Raw genomic sequence first — 20,583 nt, 5'->3', positions numbered from 1 at the left:
CGGGCGGTTGCGCCAGAACTCCGCATCCCGACGAAAAGCGACGCAGTGGCAATCCATTGCCTCATCCAGGAGTCGACGCATGCGCCTGAAGGACCTTTCGCTCGCGCGCAAGATGGCCTTGCTCGTTGCCGCGATCACGATGCTCAACGTCGCCTGGGGCGGATGGATGCTCTACGGTGACCATCGGACCCTGCTGAAGGACAAGCAGCGCGAGATCACGGCGATCGTCGACGCCGCCTACTCGATCGCCGCCGGCTTCGAGCAGCAGGCCGGCGCCGGGGCGCTTTCCACCGACCAGGCGCAGGCGGCGGCGCTCGCCGCGATTCGCCTGCTGCGCTACGAGGACGGCGACTACGTCTGGATCAACGACCTGGAGCATCGGGTCGTGATGCACCCGATCAAGCCGGAGCTCGACGGGCGGGACGTGTCCGGACTCAAGGATCCGGCCGGCACCTTCGTGTTCCGCGAGTTCGTCTCGGTCGCCAAGACCGCCGGAAGCGGCTACGTCGACTATCTCTGGCCCAAGCCGGGCTTCGAGGAGCCGGTCGGGAAGACCTCCTACGTGAAGCTCCTGCCGTCCTGGAACTGGGTGATCGGGAGCGGCCTGTACCTGGACGACCTCCAGGCCGAGTTCCGGGCCATCGCGCTGCGTACCGGCCTTTCCGTCGCTGGTGTGACCGCCGCGATGCTGCTGTTCGGATGGCTGTTCGTCCGCAACGTCGTCGGCCCCCTGACCCACTCGGTACGAACCGTACAGCGGCTGGCCGATGAGGACCTGACCGTCGAGGAGGGCGACCAGAGCCGCGCCGACGAGATCGGCGACCTGTCGCGGGCGATCGCCGCGTTCAAGGCCAAGCTTCTGGAACGCCGGACGCTGGCCGAGCGCGAGGAGACGGAGCGGGCCGAGAAGGAACGCCGGCGCGAGGCCGTCGAGCGGCTGATCCAGGACTTCTCGATCACCATGGCCAGCACCATGAACCAGCTCGCCGACGCGTCGTCGGAGATGTCGGCGACCGCCGATACCGTGAACCGCAGCGCCTCGACCACGACCGAGCAGGCGGTTGCGGTGAGCGCCGCCGCCGAACAGGCCAGCGTCAACGTGCAGACCGTCTCGGCCGCCGCCCAGGAGCTCGCGGCCTCGATCGCCGAGGTGACACGCCAGGTCGGGCAGGCCAGCTCGGTCACCGGCGAGGCTCAGCGCCAGGCCAGCGACACCGCCGGGACGGTCGGCCGGCTGCAGACCGCGACGGCCCAGATCAACGCGGTCGTCGAGCTGATCAGCACGATCGCCGCGCAGACCAACCTGCTGGCCCTCAACGCCACGATCGAGGCGGCCCGCGCCGGCGACGCCGGCAAGGGCTTCGCGGTGGTGGCCGGCGAGGTCAAGGAACTGGCCAACCAGACGGCCCGGGCGACCGAGGACATCGGCCGGCAGATCGCCGAGATGCAGCAGGTCTCCGACGAGGCGACCGGCGCGATCGCCGGCATCGTCGAGACGATCGAGCGGATCGGCTCCATCAGCACCTCGGTCGCGGCCGCCATGGACCAGCAGAACGCCGCGACCCAGGAGATCGTCCGGTCCGTCGAGGAGGTCGCCGGCGGCACGAGCATCGTGGCCGAGAGCATCGAGTCGGTCCGCGAGGCGGCGGTCGACTCGCGGGGCGCCGCGTCGAGCGTCTCGGAGACCGCCGGCCAGCTCAGCCAGCAGACGTCGACCCTGCGCGAGGAGGTCACCGCCTTCCTGCAGGAGATCGGCCGGGCCGGCGAGCGCCGCAACTTCGCCCGCCGCGACTGTGATATCGAGGCGACCGTGGAGGCCGGCGGCAGCCGGATCGCCGGGCGGATCTGCAACATCGGCAACGGCGGCGCGCTGTTCCGGGGACGGGTCGCCGGCCGGACCGGTGAGACGGTGACGGTCCTGGTGAACGGCCAGCGGCTGGCCTCCCAGATCGTCGAGGCCGGCGAGCTGACCCGGCTTCGCTTCACCCTCGACGCCGCCAACCAGCGGGCGGTCGAGGCGGTGACGCGCGGCCTGGCGGCATAGCCCCGGCGGCCGCCGAGACGCCGGCCGCCCGACACTGGTCGCCCGACACTGGCCGCGAGGCGCCGAGCGGCCACCGGAACGCCATCCGGTGGCCGCGGACCATGCTAAGCTGGCGCCATGGCATTGGTGGAAGACACCGTTCTGTTCCTCGGCTCGGCGGTGATCGCGGTGCCGGTCTTCAAGCGGCTCGGCTTCGGGTCGCTGCTCGGCTATCTGGCCGCCGGAATCGCGATCGGCCCCGGACTGTTCGGCCTGGTGTCCGACGTCGACGCGATCCTGCACTTCGCCGAGTTCGGGGTCGTCCTGCTGCTGTTCCTGATCGGGCTGGAGCTGCATCCGTCCCGGTTGTGGGCGTTGCGCCGGCCGATTCTCGGCCTCGGGGCCAGCCAGGTCCTGCTCAGCGCCGCGGCGATCGCCGGCGCCGCCTGGCTGGCCGGCCAGCGCACCCAGACGGCGGTGGTGATCGGCCTGGTGCTGGCCCTGTCGTCGACCGCCTTTGCGCTGCAGACCCTGTCCGAGCGCCGCGAGCTGCGGACCCAGCAGGGCCGGGCCGCGTTCTCGATCCTGCTGTTCCAGGACCTGGCGGTGATCCCGCTGCTGGCGATCCTGCCCTGGATCGCCGGCGCCTCGATCGCCACGGTGGCCGACGGTGCCGCTCGGCTGACCGGGACCGACTGGCTGGCCATCGGCTTCTCGGTCGCGGCGGTCGCGGTCGCGGTGGTCGGCGGCCGCTACGTGCTCCGCCCCTTCCTCAAGCTGGTGGCCGCCGCCGACGTGCCGGAGCTGTTCACCGCCGCCGCGCTCCTGGTGGTGCTCGGCATGGCGCTGCTGATGGAGAAGATCGGGCTGTCGACGGCGCTCGGCGCCTTCCTGGCCGGCGTGCTGCTGGCCGACAGCCAGTACCGGCACCAGCTCGAGGGCGACATCGAGCCGTTCAAGGGCCTGCTGCTCGGGCTGTTCTTCATCGCCGTCGGCATGTCGATGGACCTCGGCCTGCTGGCGGAGGAACCGGTCGCGATCCTCGGCGTCGCCGTCGGCCTGATGGCGATCAAGCTGGTGGTACTGCTGGTCCTGGGACTGGCGGTCGGCATGCGCTGGGACGCGGCCCTGGCGCTGGCCGCCGTGCTGCCGCAAGGGGGCGAGTTCGCGTTCGTGCTGTTCGGCCAGGCCACCAGCGTCGGCGCGGTCGACCGGCCCATCGCCGACTTCCTGATCATGGCGGTCGCGGTCTCGATGGCGCTGACGCCGCTCTCGGTCGCCCTGGCCGATCGGGTTCGCCACGCCTTGCGGAACGGCGACGACGCGGCGGCGGCCCCGCTGCCGGAGGTCGACGAGCACGACCCGCGGGTGGTGATCGCCGGCTTCGGCCGGTTCGGGCAGATCGTCGGCCGGGTGCTGAACGTCCGGCGCATCAAGTTCGTGGCGCTGGATTCCGACAACGCCCGGATCGAGGTGGCGCGCCGGTTCGGCAACCTGGCGTATTTCGGCGACGCCAACCGGCTGCAGGTGCTGGAGGCCGCCGGCACCGGCAAGGCCGAGATCTTCGTGATCGCCGTCGACAACCCCGATCGGGCGGTCGAGATCGCCCGGATGGTGCGGATGCACTTTCCCGGAATCCGGGTATATGCCCGGGCGGCCGACCGGTTCCATGCCTACCGGCTGATGGAGGTCGGCGTCGACGCCGTGTTCCGCGAGATGTTCGGCTCCAGCATCGACATGGCGAAGGCGGTGTTCATCGGACTCGGCATGCCGTATCGGCGCGCCGACGAAATTACCCGTACCTTCAAGGAACATGACGAAACCTTGGTCCGCGAGCAGTACCGCCTGCAGGGCGACGAGTCGGCGATCATCCAGTCGACGCGGGAAGCCGCCAGTCATCTGGCGGGGCTGTTCGAGCACGACCGGGAGCTCTCCGGGGACGATGCCGACGGCAGCCGCGAGGCCGCCGAATAGTCGAAAAGCCCGATTCGAATAAGGTTCCGTTAACCAAATGCCTTTACGGTATCGAAAGATATCGTGAGCAGAGTGCGCCGACGCGAGGGAGATACGCGCGCATATGGCTGACACCACGTTCCAGGCGGTCATAGAGGCCGCCCTGCATGCCGCGCCCTGGCTGGCCGCCGGATGCGTGCTCGGACTGGTCGCCGCGCGATACCTGCGACGGCTGCCCAGAACGCTGCAGATCAGCGCCGGCCCGACCGGCCCGGGGCCCGATCCCCAGGGCGCCGAGCGGACCGGCCGCGAGGCCCTGTACCGGCGCCTGGACGCGGCCCTGGCCGGCGAGCGCGACGGCGACGGGGCCCCGGCGCTCATCGTGCTGAACCTGGACAACTTCCGCTTCATCAACGACGGCTTCGGGCACGCCGCCGGCGACGCGGTGCTGGCGGAGGCGTCGCGGCGGATCCGCCGCACGCTCCGCCACACCGACACGCCGGCCCGGATCGGCGGCGACGAGTTCCTCGTCCTGCTGGAGAACACCGCCGGCGCCGCCCCGTCGCTGGCGGTCGCCGAGCGGCTGCGCGCCGCGCTGTCCCGCCCCTACGATGTCGCCGGCCAGCGCTTCCAGCTGTCGGCCAGCGTCGGCATCGCCCTGGCCCCCCGCCACGGCCGCACCGCCGAGGACCTGACCCGAAGCGCCACCGCCGCGATGTCGGCGATCAAGCGGCGCGGCGGCGACGGGGTCGAACTGCCGACCATGATCGCGATGGCGGACGTGTCCGAGCGGCTGCGCCTGGAGGCCGACCTGCGTCTGGCCCTCGACCGCGGCGAGTTCGAGCTGCACTACCAGCCGAAATTCTCGCTCGCCGGCGGCACGCCGGAGCTGATCGGCTCGGAGGCGCTGCTTCGCTGGAACCACCCCGAGCGCGGCCTGATCCCGCCCGCCGCCTTCATTTCGGTCGCCGAGGAGACCGGCCTGATCGTCCCGATCGGCGACTGGGTGCTGCGCGAGGCGCTGGCCGCCGTGAAGCGCTGGAACGCAGCCGCCGACGACGCCGGGCCACGGCCGTCGGTCGCCGTGAACCTGTCGTTCAAGCAGTTCGACCGGCCCGACTTCTTCGAGTTCGTGCGCGACACGCTGCAGGAGGCCAAGGTCGATGCCAGGCTGCTGGAGCTGGAGCTGACCGAGAGCATCGTGATGCGCAACGCCGACAGCACGGTCGACGTGCTGCGCCGGCTGCGGGCCCTGGGGGTGCGGCTGTCGATCGACGACTTCGGGACCGGCTATTCGTCCCTCAACCTGCTCAAGCGCCTGCCCGTCCAGTGCCTGAAGATCGACCGGTCGTTCATGCGCGACGTGACGGTCAGCGACGAGGACGCTGCGATCGCGACCGCCATCCTCGGCCTCGCCCACACCCTCGGACTGGAGGTTGTGGCCGAGGGCGTGGAGACCGAAGCGCAGCTCCTGTTCCTGCGGGCTCGGAACTGCGACGCGGTACAGGGCTATCTGCTCGGCCGACCGATGCCGGAAACGACGTTCCGCTCGGCCCTCGACGAGGCCGCGCGACGGGCGGGACCGCGCGGGGCCGACCCCGGCCCCGCAATCGCCGGCGGTCTGTTCCCGCTCTCGGTGCCGTTGCCGGCCGCCAGCGACTGACCGTCACCCCGGGCGCCCCCGCTTGGCCGTACCGGCCGGGCACGCTAGAGAAGGCACCCGCCGCCCCGGAGTCCACCGATCATGACCCTGTCGAGTCCGGCCGTGCGCGCCGTCCTGCTCGGCAACGCGGCGCTGATCGTGACCGTGCTGTGCTGGGGCTCGATGCCACCGCTCATGCACGAACTGCTGAAGCGCTACGAGGCGGTGGAGATCGCGGTGCTGCGCTACACCGTGGCCGCGCCGATGCTGATCGCGATCCTGGTCTCGCCGATCGGCGGCCGGCCGCCGGCCTCGGGAACCATCGCCGGCGCCCTGCCCCGCCTGGTCGGGCTCGGCGGGCTCGGCGTCGTGGCGTTCGCCAGCGCCTATACCTTCGGCATCTACTACGCCGGCCCGGTGCAGGCCTCGATCGTCAGCAGCGCCGCCCCGGTGATCGCCGTGGCGATCGGCTGGCTGGTGCATCGCGACGTGCCGGATCGCACCCTTCTGCTGGGCATCGCGGTCGCAGCACCCGGGGCGGCGGTCGCGCTCGGCGCCGGCAACGCCGGCGCGACGGCGGCCGCGAGCCCGTGGACCCTGGCGCTCGGCGTGGCACTGGTGCTGCTGGCGAACGTTTCCTGGACGATGTACTCGGCGCTGGCCCGCCGCTGGCTCCCCGGCTGGCCGCCGGTCGCCCTGACGGCCGCGACCATCGCGTCCGGCGGCATCCTGTTCACGGTCGCCTACCTGATCGCCGGGTTCGCCGGCCTGGTCCGGTTCCCGCCGCCGGCCCCGACCGCGCTCGACGCCGGGCTGTTCACCGCCGTCGCGATGTTCGGGATCTGCCTGGGCGTGGTGTGCTGGAACTTCGGCGTCGGCCGGCTCGGCCTGTCGCTCGCCGCGCTCTACCTGAACCTGCTGCCGGTCGTCGCCATCGGCCTGTCGGCGATGCTCGGGGCCGCCGTTACGGCGCAGCATCTGCTCGGGGCCGGCCTGGTGATCCTCGGCCTCGGCGGCGCCCAGCTCAAACGCCTGTACGATGCCCGCGCCGCCGACGGCAGGCGTCAGGCGGCCGCCGAACGGTAGACGGCGGCGCCCTCGACCAGGGTGGCGGTCACCCGCACCGGGCCGACGCCGGGATCCTGCACCACCGCGAGATCGGCGCGCGCGCCCTCGGCGATCGTCCCGCGATCGTCCAGCCCGGCGGCCCGCGCCGGATTGCCGGACACCAGCGCCCAGGCCTGCGGGAACGCCGCGTCGCCGTCGCGGGCCAGCCGGAACGGCGCCTGCGCCAGGGCCGGGTAGTAGTAGTCCGACACCAGGATCGTGCAGCGCCCTTCGCGGATCTCGCGGGCCGCCAGGATGCCGTCGGGGCCGAGATGGCTGCCGCCGCGCACCACGTTCGGGGCGCCGCAGATCACCGGGTCGCCGAGCGCCACCGCGGCCTCGGCGGTCGCGGTGTTCATCGGGAACTCGGCGATCCGGCAGCCCATGGCGTGGAAACGGCGACGCATCTCCGGGGTGTGGTCGTCGTGGCTGGCCAGCGCCACGTCGTGCGCGACCGCCGCCGCCGCCAGCCGCTCGACCGAGGCCGGCACCGCCGGCTTGCCGTCCGCCACCCGGTGCAGCAGGGCGATGAACTCGTCGTGGCTGAGGCCAGTCCGGGCGGTGTAGGTGGCGGTCGACTTGCCCTTGGTCAGGATGCGGTCGAGGATCATGTCGGTGTGGTCGTTGAACGCCAGCAGGTCGACGCTGCCGTCGGCCAGCCAGTCGATCACCTCGCCCTCGGCCGCCAGGTTGTGGGTCTCGTGCCGCAGGTGGAAGCGGGTGTCGCAGGCCAGCCGCGGCTTCATCTCGGCCAGCGCCGCTTTCAGCGCGCAGGTCGACTCGCGGCCGCGCAGCCCCGGCTCCCAGGAATAGGTGACGCCGTGGTAGGCGGTGCTGACGCCGTTGGCGATCAGCTGGGCGTCGGTGTCCAGCAGGGCCAGGTCGGTCGGGAAGTGCACGCCCGGCCGCGGCATCATCTGGCGCTCGAAGGCATCGCCGTGCAGGTCGACGATGCCCGGCAGCAGCCAGGCGTCGCCGACGTTCCACTCCTCGCCCCGGCAGGCCTGGCCGATGCCGGCGATCCGGCCGTCCTCGACGGTCACGGTGGTGTCCTCGACGGACCCGTCGGCCAGCAGCACGCGTCGGCTCGCGATGGTGCGGGTGGTCACCGGCCTTCTCCTCGTCCGGGGGGCGTGCCATAACCCCGGCCGGGGTCGACGCCTCCTTGTTAGCGCCCGGCGCCGGCGAGCGCCAGACCCCGGATCGCCGTTTAACAGGAGTGTCACGGTGGCCGAGTTCCCCGCATTCCCGAACGGTCCGGTCGAGCCGGAGCCGGCATGGCCGCGCTACGCCGTGTACTATGCGCCGGAGCCGGGCTCGCCGCTCGCCGAGTTCGGCGCCGACTGGCTGGGCCGCGACTGCGCGAGCGGGGCGGAACGGCCGCTGCCGACGGTTCCGGGCGTGCCGCCGGAGCGGTTCGCCGAGATCACCGAGAGCGCGCGCGGCTACGGCTTCCACGCCACCCTGAAGCCGCCGTTCCACCTCAAGCCCGGCCGAAGCCCCGACGAGCTGGCGGAGGCGGTCGCCGGCTTTGCGGCGACCCGCGCGCCGATCGAGGTCCGGCTCGGCCTGCGCTCCCTCGGCGGATTCCTGGCGCTGATGACGACCCCGGCCGACCATCGGGTCTCGGCGCTGGCCGCCGACGTGGTGCGCGAACTGGACGGCTTCCGGGCCTTGCCCGGCGACGCCGAGCTGGCGCGCCGCCGCAACGCCGGGCTGTCGGCACAGCAGGAGGAGCTGCTGCAGCGCTGGGGCTACCCCTACGTGATGGGCGAGTTCCGGTTTCACATGACCCTGACCGCGCGGCTGCCGGAAGGGCCGGAGCGCGAGGCGATCGTGGCCGCCCTGGAACCGCGGGTCGCCGCGGTGACCGGGGAGCCGATCGCGATCGACGCGGTCGCCGTGTTCCGGCAGGACCGGCGCGGCGGGCCGTTCGCGATGACGGGGCGGTTCCCGTTCCGGGGCTGACGGCGCAGCGGCCGACCCGGCCTCAGAACTGGCCGGCCAGCCGGATCGGCAGGTCGGGCGCGGGCGGCGCCGAGCCGGACGAGGTGCCGGTCACGCCGCCGATCGCCCGCTCGGCCCGCGGGGTGCGGCCGAAGCACTCGCGGTAGCACTTCGAGAAGTGGCTGGCCGAGACGAACCCGCAGGCCAGTGCCACCGACAGGATCGACATCGAGGTCTGGACCAGCAGCTGGCGGGCGCGGTGCAGCCGCAGGGTCAGGTAGTAGCGGGTCGGCGTGGCCCCGAGATACTTGCGGAACAGCCGCTCGAGCTGCCGGGTCGACAGCCCGGCCCGCTCGGCCAGGTCGGTCTGGGTCAGCGGCTCCTCGAGGTTGCCCTCCATCTCGCCGATCACCGAGATCAGTTTCGGGTGGCTGACGCCGAGGCGCGACCGCAGCTCCATGCGCTGGTGGTCGTGCGGCTCGCGGATGCGGTCGTGGATGAACTGCTCGGACACCTGGTTGGCCAGCGCCTGGCCGTGCTGCCGGCCGATCAGGTGCAGCATCATGTCGAGCGCCGCGGTCCCGCCGGAGCAGGTGAAGCGGTCGCGGTCGATCTCGTACAGGTCCGAGGAGACCTCGATCTCCGGGAAGTCCTCGGTGAAGCCGCCGAGGTTCTCCCAGTGGATCGTGCAGCGCCGGCCGTCCAGGAGGCCGGCCCTGGCCAGCAGGTGGCTGCCGGTGCACAGCGCGCCCATGGTCGCGCCCTGCCGGGCCATCCGGCGCAGGAAGCCCAGGATCCGCTCGTCCTCGTAGCGCTGGACGTCGATGCCGGTGACGACCACGACGATCTTCTCGCGGTCGACCTCAGCCATCGACTTGTGCGGCACCACCTCGATGCCGTTGCTGGCGGCCACCGGTTTGCCGTCCGGGCTGAAGATCTGCCACTCGTAGAGGGTCCGGCCGGCCATCCGGTTCGCGGAGCGCAGGGGCTCCACGGCCGAGGTGAAGGCCATCATCGAAAAGTTCCGGATCAGAAGGAACCCGATTCGGGTCGGGACCGCGTTCGGATCGTCGAACATGGATCGGGCGCGCTCCGGAACCGCCTTTATTTCCTGGTCTTCGCGTCGGACGCCGGCCAGCGAAACGTCCCGACGAGATTACTTCGAACACACCGCACTATGCATTCGGAAAATATCGAAAAAAAGACACCGGCGTCGCCGCTTTCGCACCCGCTCGCGACGGCATCCGCGGCCCGCTCTAGCCGGACAGGGTCGGCGCCCCGTTGCGGATCACCGTCGTGCACGGATTGAACCCGATCCGGTAGGCGAGCTCGGCCGGCTCGTCGATCGACCAGTGCACGAAGTCGGCGACCTTGCCGGCCTCCAGGGTGCCCCGCTCGGCCTGCAGGCCGAGCGCCCGCGCGGCGTTCCGGGTCACGCCGGCCAGCGCCTCGGACGGGGTCAGGCCGAACAGCACGCAGGCCATGTTCATGGTGGTCAGCAGCGAGGTCACCGGCGAGGAGCCGGGATTGCTGTCGGTAGCGACGGCGATCGGGACGCCGGCCTTGCGCAGCCGCTCGACCGGCGGCCGGCGGGTCTCGCCGAGGGTGTAGAACGCGCCGGGCAGCAGCACCGCGACCGTGCCGGCCCTCGCCATCGCCGCCACCCCGTCGGCATCGAGGTACTCCAGATGGTCGGCCGACAGGGCACCGGCCCCGGCGGCCATCGTCGCGCCCCCCAGGTCGGTCAGCTGCTCGGCGTGCAGCTTCACCGGCAGCTTGAACAGCGCCGCCGCCTCGAACACCCGCGCGACCTGGGACGGCGAGAACGCGATGGTCTCGCAGAACGCGTCGACCTGGTCGACCAGCGACTGCTCGACCGCGGCCGGCAGCACCTCGTCGCACAGGAAGTCGATGTAGCCGTCCGCGTTCCCCTTCCACTCCGGCGGCACCGCATGGGCCCCCAGGAAAGTGGTGACCACGGTCACCGGCACCCGCGCCTCGATCGCCCGGGCCGCCCGCAGCATCTTCAGCTCGGAGTCCAGGTCCAGGCCGTAGCCGGACTTGATCTCGACCACGGTCAGCCCTTCGGCCAGCAGCGGGCGCAGGCGCCGCACCGCCGACTCGACCAGATCCTCCAGCGAAGCCGCCCGGGTCGCCGCCACCGTCGACAGGATGCCGCCGCCGGCCCGCGCGATGTCGGCGTAGCTGGCCCCCATCAGGCGCTGCTCGAACTCGCCGGCGCGCTGGCCGCCATGGACGATATGGGTGTGGCAGTCGACCAGCGCCGGCGTGATCCAGCCGCCCTCGCCCTCCTGCACCACCGCCGCCAGCTTCTCCGGCCGCCCGGGCAGCTCCTCGCGCGGACCGACCCAGGCGATACGGCCGTTCTTGACCGCGATCGCCCCGTCCTCGATCCTGCCGTACGGATCCGTCCCCGCCATGGTGGCGAGTCCGACATCGACCCACAGAGAATCCCACATGGCGCACCTCGTCGCACCGGTTCGCTGCCGCCCCGACGGCGCCGCGCCCGCAACGGCCCGACGGTAATCGGATGACGGTGGCGATGCAAAACCCGCGAGCGCGACGCTGGTTCGCCGACTGGGCGCTGACGCCGGCCGGCTGGGCCCGCGACGTCCTGCTGGAAGCGGACGCCCGCGGCACGCTGCTCCGGGTCGAGCCCGGCGCCGGTGCCCGGGACGCCGCCGGGGACGTCGAGCGGCTCGACGGCGTCGTCGTGCCCGGTCTGCCCAACGTGCACAGTCACGCCTTCCAGTTCGCCCTCGCCGGCCGGGCGGAACGGGCCGGCCCCGATCATGGCGCGCCGGGCGGCGGCGACAGCTTCTGGACCTGGCGCGAGGCGATGTACGGCTTCCTGGGCGACCTCGACCCCGACGGCATCGAGGCGATCGCCACCCGGCTGTACCGGGCCATGCTGGCACGCGGCTACACCGCCGTCGGGGAGTTCCACTACGTCCATCACGCGCCCGACGGCCGCCGCTACGCCGACCCGGCGGAGACCTCGCGCCGGCTGCTGCGGGCCGCCGAAACCGCCGGCATCGGCATCACGCTGCTGCCGGTCTACTACGAGGATGGCGGGTTCGGCGGAACCGCTCCCGGCGAGCGGCAGCGCCGGTTCCTGCACGACCCGGACGGCTTCGCCGGACTGCTGGAGGCGCTGGCGCCGGAGTTCCGCGACCGCCCCGACCGTCGCCTCGGCATCGCCCCGCACTCGCTGCGGGCGGCGCGACCCGAGCGGCTGCGGGCCGCCGTCGCCGCGCTCGATCGGCTCGACCCGACCGCCCCGCTGCACATCCACGTCGCCGAGCAGCCCAAGGAAGTGGCGGACTGCCTGGCATGGTGCGGGCGCCGCCCGGTCGAGCTGCTGTTCGACACCGTGCCGGTCGATGCGCGCTGGTGCCTTGTGCACGCCACCCATCTCTCGGAGTCCGAGCGGCAGGCGATCGCGCGCTCCGGCGCCGTGGCCGGGCTGTGCCTGACGACCGAGGCCAACCTCGGCGACGGGCTGTTTCCGGCCGCGGCCTACCTGGCCGAGGGCGGCGCGATCGGCATCGGGTCCGACAGTCACGTCTCGGTCGACCCGGCCGAGGAGCTGCGATGGCTGGAGAATGGCCAGCGGCTGTTCAGCGGGCGGCGGACCGTGCTCGCCGACGGACCGGGCGCATCGGTCGGGGTCGGCCTGCTGCAGCGGGTCTGCCGCGGCGGTGCGGGCGCCCTGGGCCGCCCGATCGGCGCCCTCGAGCCCGGCCGGCGGGCCGACTTCGTGGTCCTGCAGGATACGGCCGGGTTCGGCGACGATCCGACGGAGCTGGTCGACCGCTGGATCTTCGCGCCGGCCGGGGTCCGAATTGCCGCGACCGTGGTGTCCGGCCGCGCGGTCTCGCCGGCCTGAAGGCTCTCGCCTTTTCGTATAGTCGATGCGGCACTATTGCATCTTCCGTATGTGTTGCCATAGGAATCTCAATTCGACGGACGGGTTGCGAGCCAGATGACGCCAGTCGCGAAGTTGAGCGCCAACGACCTTCAGGCCCGAGCGGGAGACGCCGCCGCCCTGCTCAAGCTCATGGCCAACGACCGGCGCCTGCTGGTGCTTTGCGAGCTGGTCGAGGCGGGCGAGCGCTCCGTCACCGAGCTGGAGGCGGTCAGCGGCCTCAGCCAGTCCGCGCTGTCTCAGCACTTGGCGAAAATGCGCCACCATGGGATCGTCAAGACGCGGCGGTCGGCGCAGACGATCTACTATTCCCTCGCCTCGCACGAGGCGCGGGTCCTGATCGAAGTCCTGTGCCGGCTCTATCTGCCGCATGACGACACCAAGCCGGGCAGGGAAGCCAAGAGCGCCGTCGCCGGTTGAGGTGTCGCTGGACGAAGCGAGACCGAGCCGAGCCATGACAGAGCCGAAGACCCAGTTCATCGACCCCGCCACCCTGTCCGACTGGCTCAGCCAGGGCGGCGTGGCGCTGTTCGACGTGCGCGAGGAGGACGAGTTCGCGCAGGCACGGATCGCCGGCTCGACCCTGGTGCCGCTGTCGCGCTTCGATCCGGCGGCGATCGTCGCCGGCCCGGACGACCGCATCGTGCTGCACTGCCGCAGCGGCCGGCGCTGCGGGATGGCGGCGGAGCGGCTGCGGGCCGCCGGCGACTCGCGACCGCTGTACCGGCTGCAGGGCGGCATCATCGCCTGGGCCCAGGAGGGACTTCCGGTCGAGCCGGGGAACGGCCGCTAAACCTCACCAAACAAACGCCTTCTATCCGGCGTGGGATCGGTGTACCACTAATCGCACGTCCCCTGGTTCTCCTCGGGGCGCGTTCCCGTTTCCGCCCCGGGCGCAGGATGCACGTCTATCTCCCCATCGCCGAGATATCGGTGAACGTCTTCCTCGTTCTGGGGATGGGCGGGATGATCGGGGTGTTGTCGGGGGTGTTCGGGGTCGGCGGCGGCTTCCTGATGACCCCGCTGCTGATCTTCATGGGCGTCCCGCCGGCGGTCTCGGTCGCCACCAGCGCCAACCAGATCGTCGCCTCGTCGGTGTCGGGGGTCATCGCCCATTGGCGGCGCGGCAACGTCGACTTCAAGATGGGGCTGGTGCTGCTGGTCGGCGGCTTCTTCGGGTCGTCGGCCGGCGTCGCGCTGTTCGCCGTGCTGCGCCGATTCGGCCAGATCGACCTGGTCATCAACCTCAGCTACGTGATCTTTCTCGGGACCATCGGCCTGCTGATGCTGCACGAGAGCGTGCGCGCCATCCTGCGGTCGCGCAAGCCGACCGGCCGGCGTTCCAAGCTGCATCAGCACAACTGGCTGCACGGGCTGCCGCTGAAGATGCGATTCCGGCGCTCGAAGCTGTACATCAGCGCGCTGCTGCCGCTCGGGATCGGTTTCTCGGTCGGCGTCCTGACCGCCTTGATGGGGGTCGGCGGCGGGTTCGTGATGGTCCCGGCGATGATCTACCTGCTCGGCATGCCGACCGGCGTGGTGGTCGGGACCTCGCTGTTCCAGATCATCTTCGTGACCGCCAACGTCACCTTCCTGCAGGCCCTCAACACCCAGACCGTCGACGTGGTGCTGGCGATCACGCTGCTGGTCGGCGCGGTGATCGGCGCCCAGTTCGGCACCCAGATCGGCGCCAAGCTGAAGGGCGAGCAGCTGCGCAGCCTGCTCGCCCTGATGGTTCTGGGGGTCTGCATCAAGCTGGCGGTCGACCTGGTGGCCACGCCGGTCGACCTGTATTCGCTCGACTTCCACGTGATCCACGAATGAAGCGGCGGGTCGTCAGCTTCCTGATCACGGCCGGCCTGGTGCTGGCGGCGTTCGCCGCGGCCGCCCCCACCGTGAGCAGCCAGCAGGACCTGGTCGCCGACCTGTCGGACCACGAGATCGCCATCACCACCGGGTTCACCGGGGCCGAACTGCTGCTGTTCGGCGCGATCGAGGGCGAGGGCCAGATCGTGGTGACGGTCACCGGCCCGCGCCAGTCCATGACCGTGCGGCGCAAGCAGCGGGTCGCCGGGATCTGGATCAACACCGCCTCCATGCGATTCCAGAACGCGCCGTCGTTCTACGCGGTCGCCGCGACCGGTTCGCTCGACGACATCGACCCCGACGTGCGGGCCCGCCAGGAGATGGGGCTGGGCCATCTCAGCCTGCGCCCGGTCCTGCGGGACCGCGACACCCCGCAGGCCGAGATCAAGGCGTTCCGCGAGGGGCTGATCCGCAACCAGGTGCGGCACGGGCTGTACGCCGCCGGCACCGGCCGGATCTCGGTGCTGTCCGACCGGCTGTTCCGGACCCGGGTGTCGTTCCCGGCCAACGTGGTCACCGGGATCTACACGGTCTCGGTCTACTACATCCGCAACGGCAGCCCGGTGCACGCGCAGACCACGCCGCTGCGGGTCTCAAAGATCGGCGTCGGGGCCTACGTCTTCCGGTTCGCGCACACCAACTCCGCCGCCTACGGCGTGTTCGCGATCGTGATCGCGATTCTGGCGGGCTGGCTCGCCGCCGCGATCTTCCGTAAAGTCTGATCCTGGAACAGCACGACGGCAGATCGGCGTTTCGGAACGGGGCATGAGCGACACCGCAACCGAAGACCTGTCCGCGCACCCGCGCGTATTCCTCGTCGTCGTCGACGACAGTGAGGAGATGCGCGTGGCACTCCGGTTCGCCGGCCAGCGGGCCCGGCACACCGGCGGCCGCGTCGCGCTGTTCCGGGCGATCGAGCCGGTCGAGTTCCAGCACTGGATGGGCGTCGGCGAGCTGATGCGCGAGGAGGCCCGGCAGGAAGCCGAGGCGCTGATGGAGCGGATGAGCGAGCAGGTCGTCGAGATGACCGGGGCGATCCCGATCATCTACCTGCGCGAAGGCACCACGCGCGAGGAGCTGCTGACCCTGATCGACGAGGAGCGGTCGATCTCGGTCCTGGTCCTGGGCGCCGCCGCCAAGTCGGACAACCCGGGACCGCTGATCAGCTACCTGGCGAGCAAGGGGGCGGCGCGCCTGCGCATCCCGATCACCATCGTGCCCGGCTCGCTGACCGACGAGGAAATCGACGCCCTGACGTGAGGCCGGGCGGTAGCCGCCCGTGGCACCGTGGGTCCCGGATCTCCCGTGCTGGCGCACGGCTGTCCGGGATGACGGCATCGGATGGGCCCAACATGCCTCATCCCGGACGGACGCGCGGCAGCGCGACCGATCCGGAACCCAGCCGCAGCATCAGGCGATGAGCCGTTTCAGCTACGCCGCCTGCGAGGCGCCGCCGGTCATCATGCCGCCGCGGTAGGCGCCCGGCTCGGTCGAGCCCCAGGTCTCGCGGTAGCTCTCCGGCAGCGGGCGGGTCTTCGCCGGGGCGAACCACAGCCGGTACAGCAGCCGGTCGGCCCGGCTGGCGGGGTCGTCGGTGAACGGCGTGCGGCCGTGGTACACGACCAGGTTGTTGTAGAACACCATGTCGCCCGGGGTCAGGCGGAAGGTGTGGCACTGCTCCTCGGCGACCTCGGCCAGCAGGTCGAGCGCCTCGTCCATCGCCGCGGTCATCTTCGGCACGCCGTCGATGCGCTGCGCCTCCTCGACGAAGGTGCGGGAGTACTGGGTACAGAAATGGCCGTCGCGGAAGCCGAACACCGGCATAGCGTAGACCTTGCGGCCGCCGCCCACGTCCTGGGTCTCGCGGGTCCGCCAGTACGGCCGGCACAGCAGGTCGTGCAGGTCCGGCCGGCGCTTCAGGATCTCGTTGCGGACCGTCACCGCGCTCACGACCTTGCTCTCGCCGCCGGCACCGGCCTGCCGGACGCACAGCAGGCCCAGCACGTCGGCGCGGTCGGTGTGGAAGCGCAGCGGCCCGTTCGACTGCGCCTTCTGGGTCGAGGTCAGCGAGCCCTCGGCGGTCGACGGCGCATGCTTGGCGAATTTCCCCGAGGCCTCGTCGCGCACGTCGCGGATCAGCTTGCCGTCCAGCGACTGCGGCAGCAGCGGACCGACATGGGTGCCGATGCCGGCCCACAGCAGCCGCAGGTCCTCGTCGTCGTAGTCCTGCACCGGCAGGCCGCGCAGCAGTGCCACGCCGCGGCCGCTCTCGAGCTGGTCGAGCAGCGCCGCCAGCTTGCCGGCCAGCTTCGGCAGCGGGAAGTCGGCCTTGCGGACGGTCGCATAGTCCAGCCCGCGCGCCTTGGCGGCGCGGAACGCCGCGTCGATCTCCGCCACCTCGCCGGCGTCCAGCGCCTGGACCCAGCTGCCGTCGGCCGCCAGCTCGGGCGCGGACCAGGCCGCCGGGCCGACGATCGGATCGCGCAGGAACGCGTCGCGGGAATCGGTCGGAGAGGTCGACATGCTGCTTCTCCCTTCGGTCGGGCCGGGCGTTGCACCTGGCCATCCATGCTTCTCCGCGTCGGGCGTTGCACCCGACGGCCGGTCGCGCGGCCCCGCCTCGGCACCGTGGACGCGCCCAGCCTACGCCCGGCCGCCGGCGAGGCCAAGGCGGTCAGAGTGCGGCGCTGCCGGTCTCGCCGGTACGGATCCGGACGGCCTCGCCAACCTCGAACACGAAGATCTTGCCGTCGCCGATCCGCCCGGTGCGGCCGGCCGCGGCGATCGTCTCGACCGTGGTCGCCGCGCGATCGTCGTCGACCACGACCTCGATGCGGACCTTCGGGACGAACTCGACCGCGTACTCGGCGCCGCGGTAGATCTCGGTGTGGCCGCCCTGGCGGCCGTAGCCCTTCACCTCCGAGATCGTCATGCCCTCGATCCCTGCAGTCGCCAGGGCCGTCCGGACGTCGTCGAGCCGGAACGGCTTGATGATCGCCATGACCAGTTTCATCGCCTGCTCCTCGCTGTCCCGGCTTCGCGCCCACCGCTTCGCGCCGGACACCCGCCCCTCACCATGACTTGACCCGCGGAGGGCCAGCTTGCACCTTCCAGTCTCGCCAGTCTGGAGTCCGCCCGAATGATCCCCAATCCTTTCGAGACCGTGCGCGAGGTCGTCGACCCGTCGCCGCCGGTCTCCGACGCGGTCAAGTACACCACCTGCTACATGTGCGCCTGCCGCTGCGGGATCAAAGTCCACCTCAAGGACGGCAAGGTCCGCTACATCGAGGGCAACCGCAACCACCCGGTCAACAAGGGCGTGCTGTGCGCCAAGGGATCGGCCGGGATCATGACCCACTACTCGCCGGCCCGGCTGACCAAGCCGCTGAAGCGGGTCGGGCCGCGCGGCTCCGGCGAGTTCGAGGAGATCGAGTGGGAGGAGGCGCTCAGCACCGCCGCCGGCTGGCTGAAGGAGATCCGCGCCCGCGACCCGCGCAAGCTCGCCTTCTTCACCGGCCGCGACCAGTCGCAGTCGCTGACCGGCTGGTGGGCCAGCAACTTCGGCACGCCCAACCACGCCGCCCATGGCGGGTTCTGTTCCGTGAACATGGCGGCCGGCGGCCTGTACACCATCGGCGGCTCGTTCTGGGAGTTCGGCGAGCCGGACTGGGAGCATGCCCGCTACTTCGTGATGTTCGGGGTCGCCGAGGACCACGACTCCAACCCGATCAAGGCCGGCCTCGGCAAGCTCAAGGGCCACGGCGCCAAGTTCGTGTCGGTCAACCCGGTGCGCACCGGCTACTCGGCGATCGCCGACGAATGGGTCGGCATCCGCCCCGGCACCGACGGCCTGCTGATCCTGGCGATCGTGCACGAGCTGCTGAAAGCGCGGCGCGTCGATCTGGACTACCTGGTGCGCTACACCAACGCCCACTGGCTGGTGATCCAGGCGCCCGGCAGCGCCGACGACGGCCTGTTCGCCCGCGACGCCGACGGCAACCCGCTGTGCTTCGACCGCAAGGCCGGGTCGCTGGCCAGCGCCATGCTGCCGGACGTCGCCCCGGCCCTGGTCGGCGAGCACACGCTGGCCGACGGCCGCACCGCGGTCCCGGCGTTCCAGCTCCTGCACGACCGCTATGTCGACGACGAGTACGCGCCCGACGCGGTCGCCGAGCGCTGCGGGGTGCCGGCCGACACCATCCGCCGGCTGGCCGCCGAGATCGCCCACGCCGCCTTCGAGCAGGAGGTGGTGATCGAGCAGCCCTGGACGGACTGGGCCGGTCGCCGTCACGACCGCATGATCGGCCGGCCGGTGGCGATGCACGCCATGCGTGGCATCTCCGCCCATTCCAACGGCTTCCACACCTGCCGGGCCCTGCACCTGCTGCAGGTCCTGATCGGTTCGATCGACGCCCCCGGTGGGTTCCGTTACAAGCCGCCGTTCCCGAAGCCGGTGCCGCCGCCGGTCAAGCCGGTCGGCAAGGCCGATCAGGTCAAGCCGAACACGCCGATGGCCGGGCCGCCGCTCGGCTTTCCGCTCGGACCCGAGGACCTGCTGATCGAGGACGACGGCAGCCCCCGGCGCATCGACAAGGCGTATTCCTGGGAGGCGCCGGTCGCCGCCCACGGCCTGATGCACATGGTGATCCGCAACGCCTGGGCCGGCGATCCCTACCCGGTCGACCTGCTGTTCATGTACATGGCCAACATGGGCTGGAACTCGTCGATGAACACCGCCGGCACCATGGCGATGCTCACCGACAAGGACCCGGAGACCGGCGAGTACAGGATCCCGAAGATCATCTACGCCGACGCCTACGCGTCGGAGACCATCGCCTATGCCGATCTGGTGCTGCCGGACACCACCTACCTGGAGCGCTGGGACTGCATCTCGCTGCTCGACCGGCCGATCTGCGACGCCGACGGCGCCGCCGACTCGATCCGCCAGCCCGTCGTCGCCCCGGACCGCGACGTGCGGCCGTTCCAGGACGTGCTGATCGACCTCGGGATGCGGATCGGCCTACCGGGCCTGACCAAGGAGGACGGCTCGCCACGTTATCCCGGCGGCTATCCCGACTACCTGGCCAACCACGAGCGCTCGCCCGGCATCGGCCCGCTGGCCGGCTGGCGCGGCACCGACGGCTCGAAGGAGGGCAAGGGCGAGCCGAACCCGGACCAGCTCAGCCGCTACGTCGACAACCAGTGCTTCTGGCGCCACGAGTTCAAGCCGGAAGAGCGCTACTTCAAGCACGGCAACAAGGACTACCTTGAGACCGCGGTCGCGCTCGGCCTGATCGGCAAGGCCGACCCGATCGTCATCCAGCTCTACTCCGAGCCGCTGCAGCGCTTCCGCCTCGCGGCCCAGGGCCACGGAGACGTCCAGCCGCCCGAGCAGCACCGCGAGCGGATCGCCACCTACTTCGACCCGCTGCCGTTCTGGTACCCGCCGTTCGAGGGCGAGGCGCTCGACGAGGCCGCCTTCCCGATGCACGCGATCACCCAGCGGCCGGCGGCGATGTACCATTCCTGGGGCACCATGAACGCCTGGCTGCGCCAGATCCACGGCCTGAACAAGCTGCACATGAGCCGCGAGCGGGCCGAGAAGCTCGGCATCGCCGACGGCGACTGGGTGGCGGTCACCTCGCACCACGGCCGCATCAAGGCGCAGGTCAAGCTGATGGAGGGGGTGAACCCCGACACGGCGTGGACCTGGAACGCCATCGGCAAGCGCCGCGGCGCCTGGAACCTGGCGGCCGACGCGCCGGAGGCGACCAAGGGCTTCCTGCTGAACCACCTGATCGCCGAGCTGCTGCCGGAGCAGGGGGGCTACCGCTACGCCAACTCCGACCCGGTCACCGGCCAGGCGGCCTGGTACGATCTGCGGGTCCGGATCGAGAAGGTCGCCGCCGACGCTCCCGGCACCGTCGCCGAGCCGCAGTTCGACCCGCTGGCCGCCCCGCCGAACGCGCCGCGCGCCCCCGCCATCGTCCGCCATGGGGCGAAGGAGGCCGCGGAATGACTCCGACGATCGTCAATCGTCCGTATCGAGGCGGCGGGTGGGTTCCGGCTCTCCGCGACGATGATGTCGCTCCGGCC

The 20,583-nt window shown here is 71.3% G+C and carries 17 protein-coding genes; 12 read left to right on the top strand and 5 right to left on the bottom strand.

The features are described from left to right. Positions 1-79 precede the first annotated feature (79 nt). From IE246_RS15265 to IE246_RS15250, 4 genes are all read left to right on the top strand, one after another. Positions 80-2,044, top strand: coding sequence for a cache domain-containing protein (locus IE246_RS15265; RefSeq protein ID WP_189991123.1), 1,965 nt, complete (start codon positions 80-82; stop codon positions 2,042-2,044). 117 nt (positions 2,045-2,161) lie between these two features. Beyond that, positions 2,162-3,997 carry a monovalent cation:proton antiporter-2 (CPA2) family protein gene (locus IE246_RS15260; protein ID WP_189991121.1) on the top strand — a complete coding sequence of 612 codons (1,836 nt, stop codon included), beginning with the start codon at positions 2,162-2,164 and terminating at the stop codon, positions 3,995-3,997. Positions 3,998-4,100: 103 nt separating this feature from the next. Then, positions 4,101-5,639 carry a putative bifunctional diguanylate cyclase/phosphodiesterase gene (locus IE246_RS15255; protein WP_189991119.1) on the top strand — a complete coding sequence of 513 codons (1,539 nt, stop codon included), beginning with the start codon at positions 4,101-4,103 and terminating at the stop codon, positions 5,637-5,639. Positions 5,640-5,720: 81 nt separating this feature from the next. Beyond that, positions 5,721-6,704 (top strand): DMT family transporter, encoded by a 984-nt coding sequence (locus IE246_RS15250; protein ID WP_189991117.1) that lies wholly within the window; start codon positions 5,721-5,723, stop codon positions 6,702-6,704. On the opposite strand, the gene IE246_RS15245 is transcribed toward IE246_RS15250, so the two are convergent. Further along, on the bottom strand, positions 6,683-7,834 hold the full coding sequence (locus IE246_RS15245) for an alpha-D-ribose 1-methylphosphonate 5-triphosphate diphosphatase (RefSeq protein ID WP_189991115.1): 1,152 nt from the start codon (positions 7,832-7,834) through the stop codon (positions 6,683-6,685). The genes IE246_RS15250 and IE246_RS15245 overlap by 22 nt on opposite strands. 118 nt (positions 7,835-7,952) lie before the next feature. Between IE246_RS15245 and IE246_RS15240 the strand changes: the two genes are divergently transcribed. Beyond that, on the top strand, positions 7,953-8,693 hold the full coding sequence (locus tag IE246_RS15240) for a DUF1045 domain-containing protein (protein WP_229837213.1): 741 nt from the start codon (positions 7,953-7,955) through the stop codon (positions 8,691-8,693). A 22-nt stretch (positions 8,694-8,715) separates the two neighbouring features. On the opposite strand, the gene IE246_RS15235 is transcribed toward IE246_RS15240, so the two are convergent. Together IE246_RS15235 and hutI are read right to left on the bottom strand one after the other, a co-directional pair. Further along, entirely contained in the window at positions 8,716-9,750 is a 1,035-nt protein-coding gene (locus IE246_RS15235; protein ID WP_189991111.1) for a GlxA family transcriptional regulator, read from the bottom strand. Positions 9,751-9,928: 178 nt separating this feature from the next. Beyond that, a complete protein-coding gene (gene hutI / locus IE246_RS15230) occupies positions 9,929-11,152 on the bottom strand; it encodes an imidazolonepropionase (RefSeq protein ID WP_189991109.1) in 1,224 nt (407 codons plus the stop codon). An 83-nt stretch (positions 11,153-11,235) separates the two neighbouring features. Here hutI and IE246_RS15225 point away from each other — a divergent pair, with 83 nt between their 5' ends. The 6 genes from IE246_RS15225 (at position 11,236) to IE246_RS15200 (ending at position 15,747) form a co-directional block, all read left to right on the top strand. Next, on the top strand, positions 11,236-12,582 hold the full coding sequence (locus IE246_RS15225) for a formimidoylglutamate deiminase (RefSeq protein WP_189991107.1): 1,347 nt from the start codon (positions 11,236-11,238) through the stop codon (positions 12,580-12,582). A 96-nt stretch (positions 12,583-12,678) separates the two neighbouring features. Further along, positions 12,679-13,041, top strand: coding sequence for an ArsR/SmtB family transcription factor (locus IE246_RS15220; RefSeq protein WP_189991105.1), 363 nt, complete (start codon positions 12,679-12,681; stop codon positions 13,039-13,041). A 34-nt stretch (positions 13,042-13,075) separates the two neighbouring features. Beyond that, positions 13,076-13,414, top strand: a complete 339-nt coding sequence (locus IE246_RS15215; protein ID WP_189991103.1) for a rhodanese-like domain-containing protein — start codon at positions 13,076-13,078, stop codon at positions 13,412-13,414. 107 nt (positions 13,415-13,521) lie between these two features. Further along, positions 13,522-14,445 (top strand): sulfite exporter TauE/SafE family protein, encoded by a 924-nt coding sequence (locus IE246_RS15210; RefSeq protein ID WP_189991101.1) that lies wholly within the window; start codon positions 13,522-13,524, stop codon positions 14,443-14,445. Then, complete coding sequence (locus tag IE246_RS15205; protein ID WP_189991100.1) at positions 14,442-15,209, top strand: TIGR02186 family protein; 768 nt, start codon at positions 14,442-14,444, stop codon at positions 15,207-15,209. Before IE246_RS15210 ends, IE246_RS15205 begins: the two co-directional genes overlap by 4 nt. A 43-nt stretch (positions 15,210-15,252) precedes the next feature. After that, entirely contained in the window at positions 15,253-15,747 is a 495-nt protein-coding gene (locus tag IE246_RS15200) for a universal stress protein (protein ID WP_189991098.1), read from the top strand. Positions 15,748-15,918: 171 nt separating this feature from the next. Here IE246_RS15200 and IE246_RS15195 read toward each other — a convergent pair whose 3' ends face one another. Together IE246_RS15195 and IE246_RS15190 are read right to left on the bottom strand one after the other, a co-directional pair. Next, complete coding sequence (locus IE246_RS15195) at positions 15,919-17,010, bottom strand: TauD/TfdA family dioxygenase (RefSeq protein ID WP_189991096.1); 1,092 nt, start codon at positions 17,008-17,010, stop codon at positions 15,919-15,921. 151 nt (positions 17,011-17,161) lie between these two features. Continuing rightward, entirely contained in the window at positions 17,162-17,500 is a 339-nt protein-coding gene (locus IE246_RS15190) for a P-II family nitrogen regulator (RefSeq protein WP_189991093.1), read from the bottom strand. Positions 17,501-17,626: 126 nt separating this feature from the next. Between IE246_RS15190 and IE246_RS15185 the strand changes: the two genes are divergently transcribed. Further along, positions 17,627-20,506, top strand: coding sequence for a molybdopterin oxidoreductase family protein (locus IE246_RS15185; RefSeq protein ID WP_189991091.1), 2,880 nt, complete (start codon positions 17,627-17,629; stop codon positions 20,504-20,506). Positions 20,507-20,583: the final 77 nt, after the last annotated feature.

Source organism: Thalassobaculum fulvum, assembly GCF_014652915.1.
In the GTDB taxonomy this organism is placed as follows: domain Bacteria; phylum Pseudomonadota; class Alphaproteobacteria; order Thalassobaculales; family Thalassobaculaceae; genus Thalassobaculum_A; species Thalassobaculum_A fulvum.
This window is presented reverse-complemented; position numbering and strand designations above follow the sequence as displayed.

Excerpts from the sequence above, each read along its gene's own strand:
- IE246_RS15265 (WP_189991123.1), top strand. The coding sequence starts at position 80 with ATGCGCCTGAAGGACCTTTCGCTCGCGCGCAAGATGGCCTTGCTCGTT.
- IE246_RS15260 (WP_189991121.1), top strand. The coding sequence starts at position 2,162 with ATGGCATTGGTGGAAGACACCGTTCTGTTCCTCGGCTCGGCGGTGATC.
- IE246_RS15255 (WP_189991119.1), top strand. The coding sequence starts at position 4,101 with ATGGCTGACACCACGTTCCAGGCGGTCATAGAGGCCGCCCTGCATGCC.
- IE246_RS15250 (WP_189991117.1), top strand. The coding sequence starts at position 5,721 with ATGACCCTGTCGAGTCCGGCCGTGCGCGCCGTCCTGCTCGGCAACGCG.
- IE246_RS15235 (WP_189991111.1), bottom strand. The coding sequence starts at position 9,750 with ATGTTCGACGATCCGAACGCGGTCCCGACCCGAATCGGGTTCCTTCTG.
- hutI (WP_189991109.1), bottom strand. The coding sequence starts at position 11,152 with ATGTGGGATTCTCTGTGGGTCGATGTCGGACTCGCCACCATGGCGGGG.
- IE246_RS15225 (WP_189991107.1), top strand. The coding sequence starts at position 11,236 with ATGCAAAACCCGCGAGCGCGACGCTGGTTCGCCGACTGGGCGCTGACG.
- IE246_RS15220 (WP_189991105.1), top strand. The coding sequence starts at position 12,679 with ATGACGCCAGTCGCGAAGTTGAGCGCCAACGACCTTCAGGCCCGAGCG.
- IE246_RS15215 (WP_189991103.1), top strand. The coding sequence starts at position 13,076 with ATGACAGAGCCGAAGACCCAGTTCATCGACCCCGCCACCCTGTCCGAC.
- IE246_RS15210 (WP_189991101.1), top strand. The coding sequence starts at position 13,522 with ATGCACGTCTATCTCCCCATCGCCGAGATATCGGTGAACGTCTTCCTC.
- IE246_RS15205 (WP_189991100.1), top strand. The coding sequence starts at position 14,442 with ATGAAGCGGCGGGTCGTCAGCTTCCTGATCACGGCCGGCCTGGTGCTG.
- IE246_RS15200 (WP_189991098.1), top strand. The coding sequence starts at position 15,253 with ATGAGCGACACCGCAACCGAAGACCTGTCCGCGCACCCGCGCGTATTC.
- IE246_RS15195 (WP_189991096.1), bottom strand. The coding sequence starts at position 17,010 with ATGTCGACCTCTCCGACCGATTCCCGCGACGCGTTCCTGCGCGATCCG.
- IE246_RS15190 (WP_189991093.1), bottom strand. The coding sequence starts at position 17,500 with ATGAAACTGGTCATGGCGATCATCAAGCCGTTCCGGCTCGACGACGTC.
- IE246_RS15185 (WP_189991091.1), top strand. The coding sequence starts at position 17,627 with ATGATCCCCAATCCTTTCGAGACCGTGCGCGAGGTCGTCGACCCGTCG.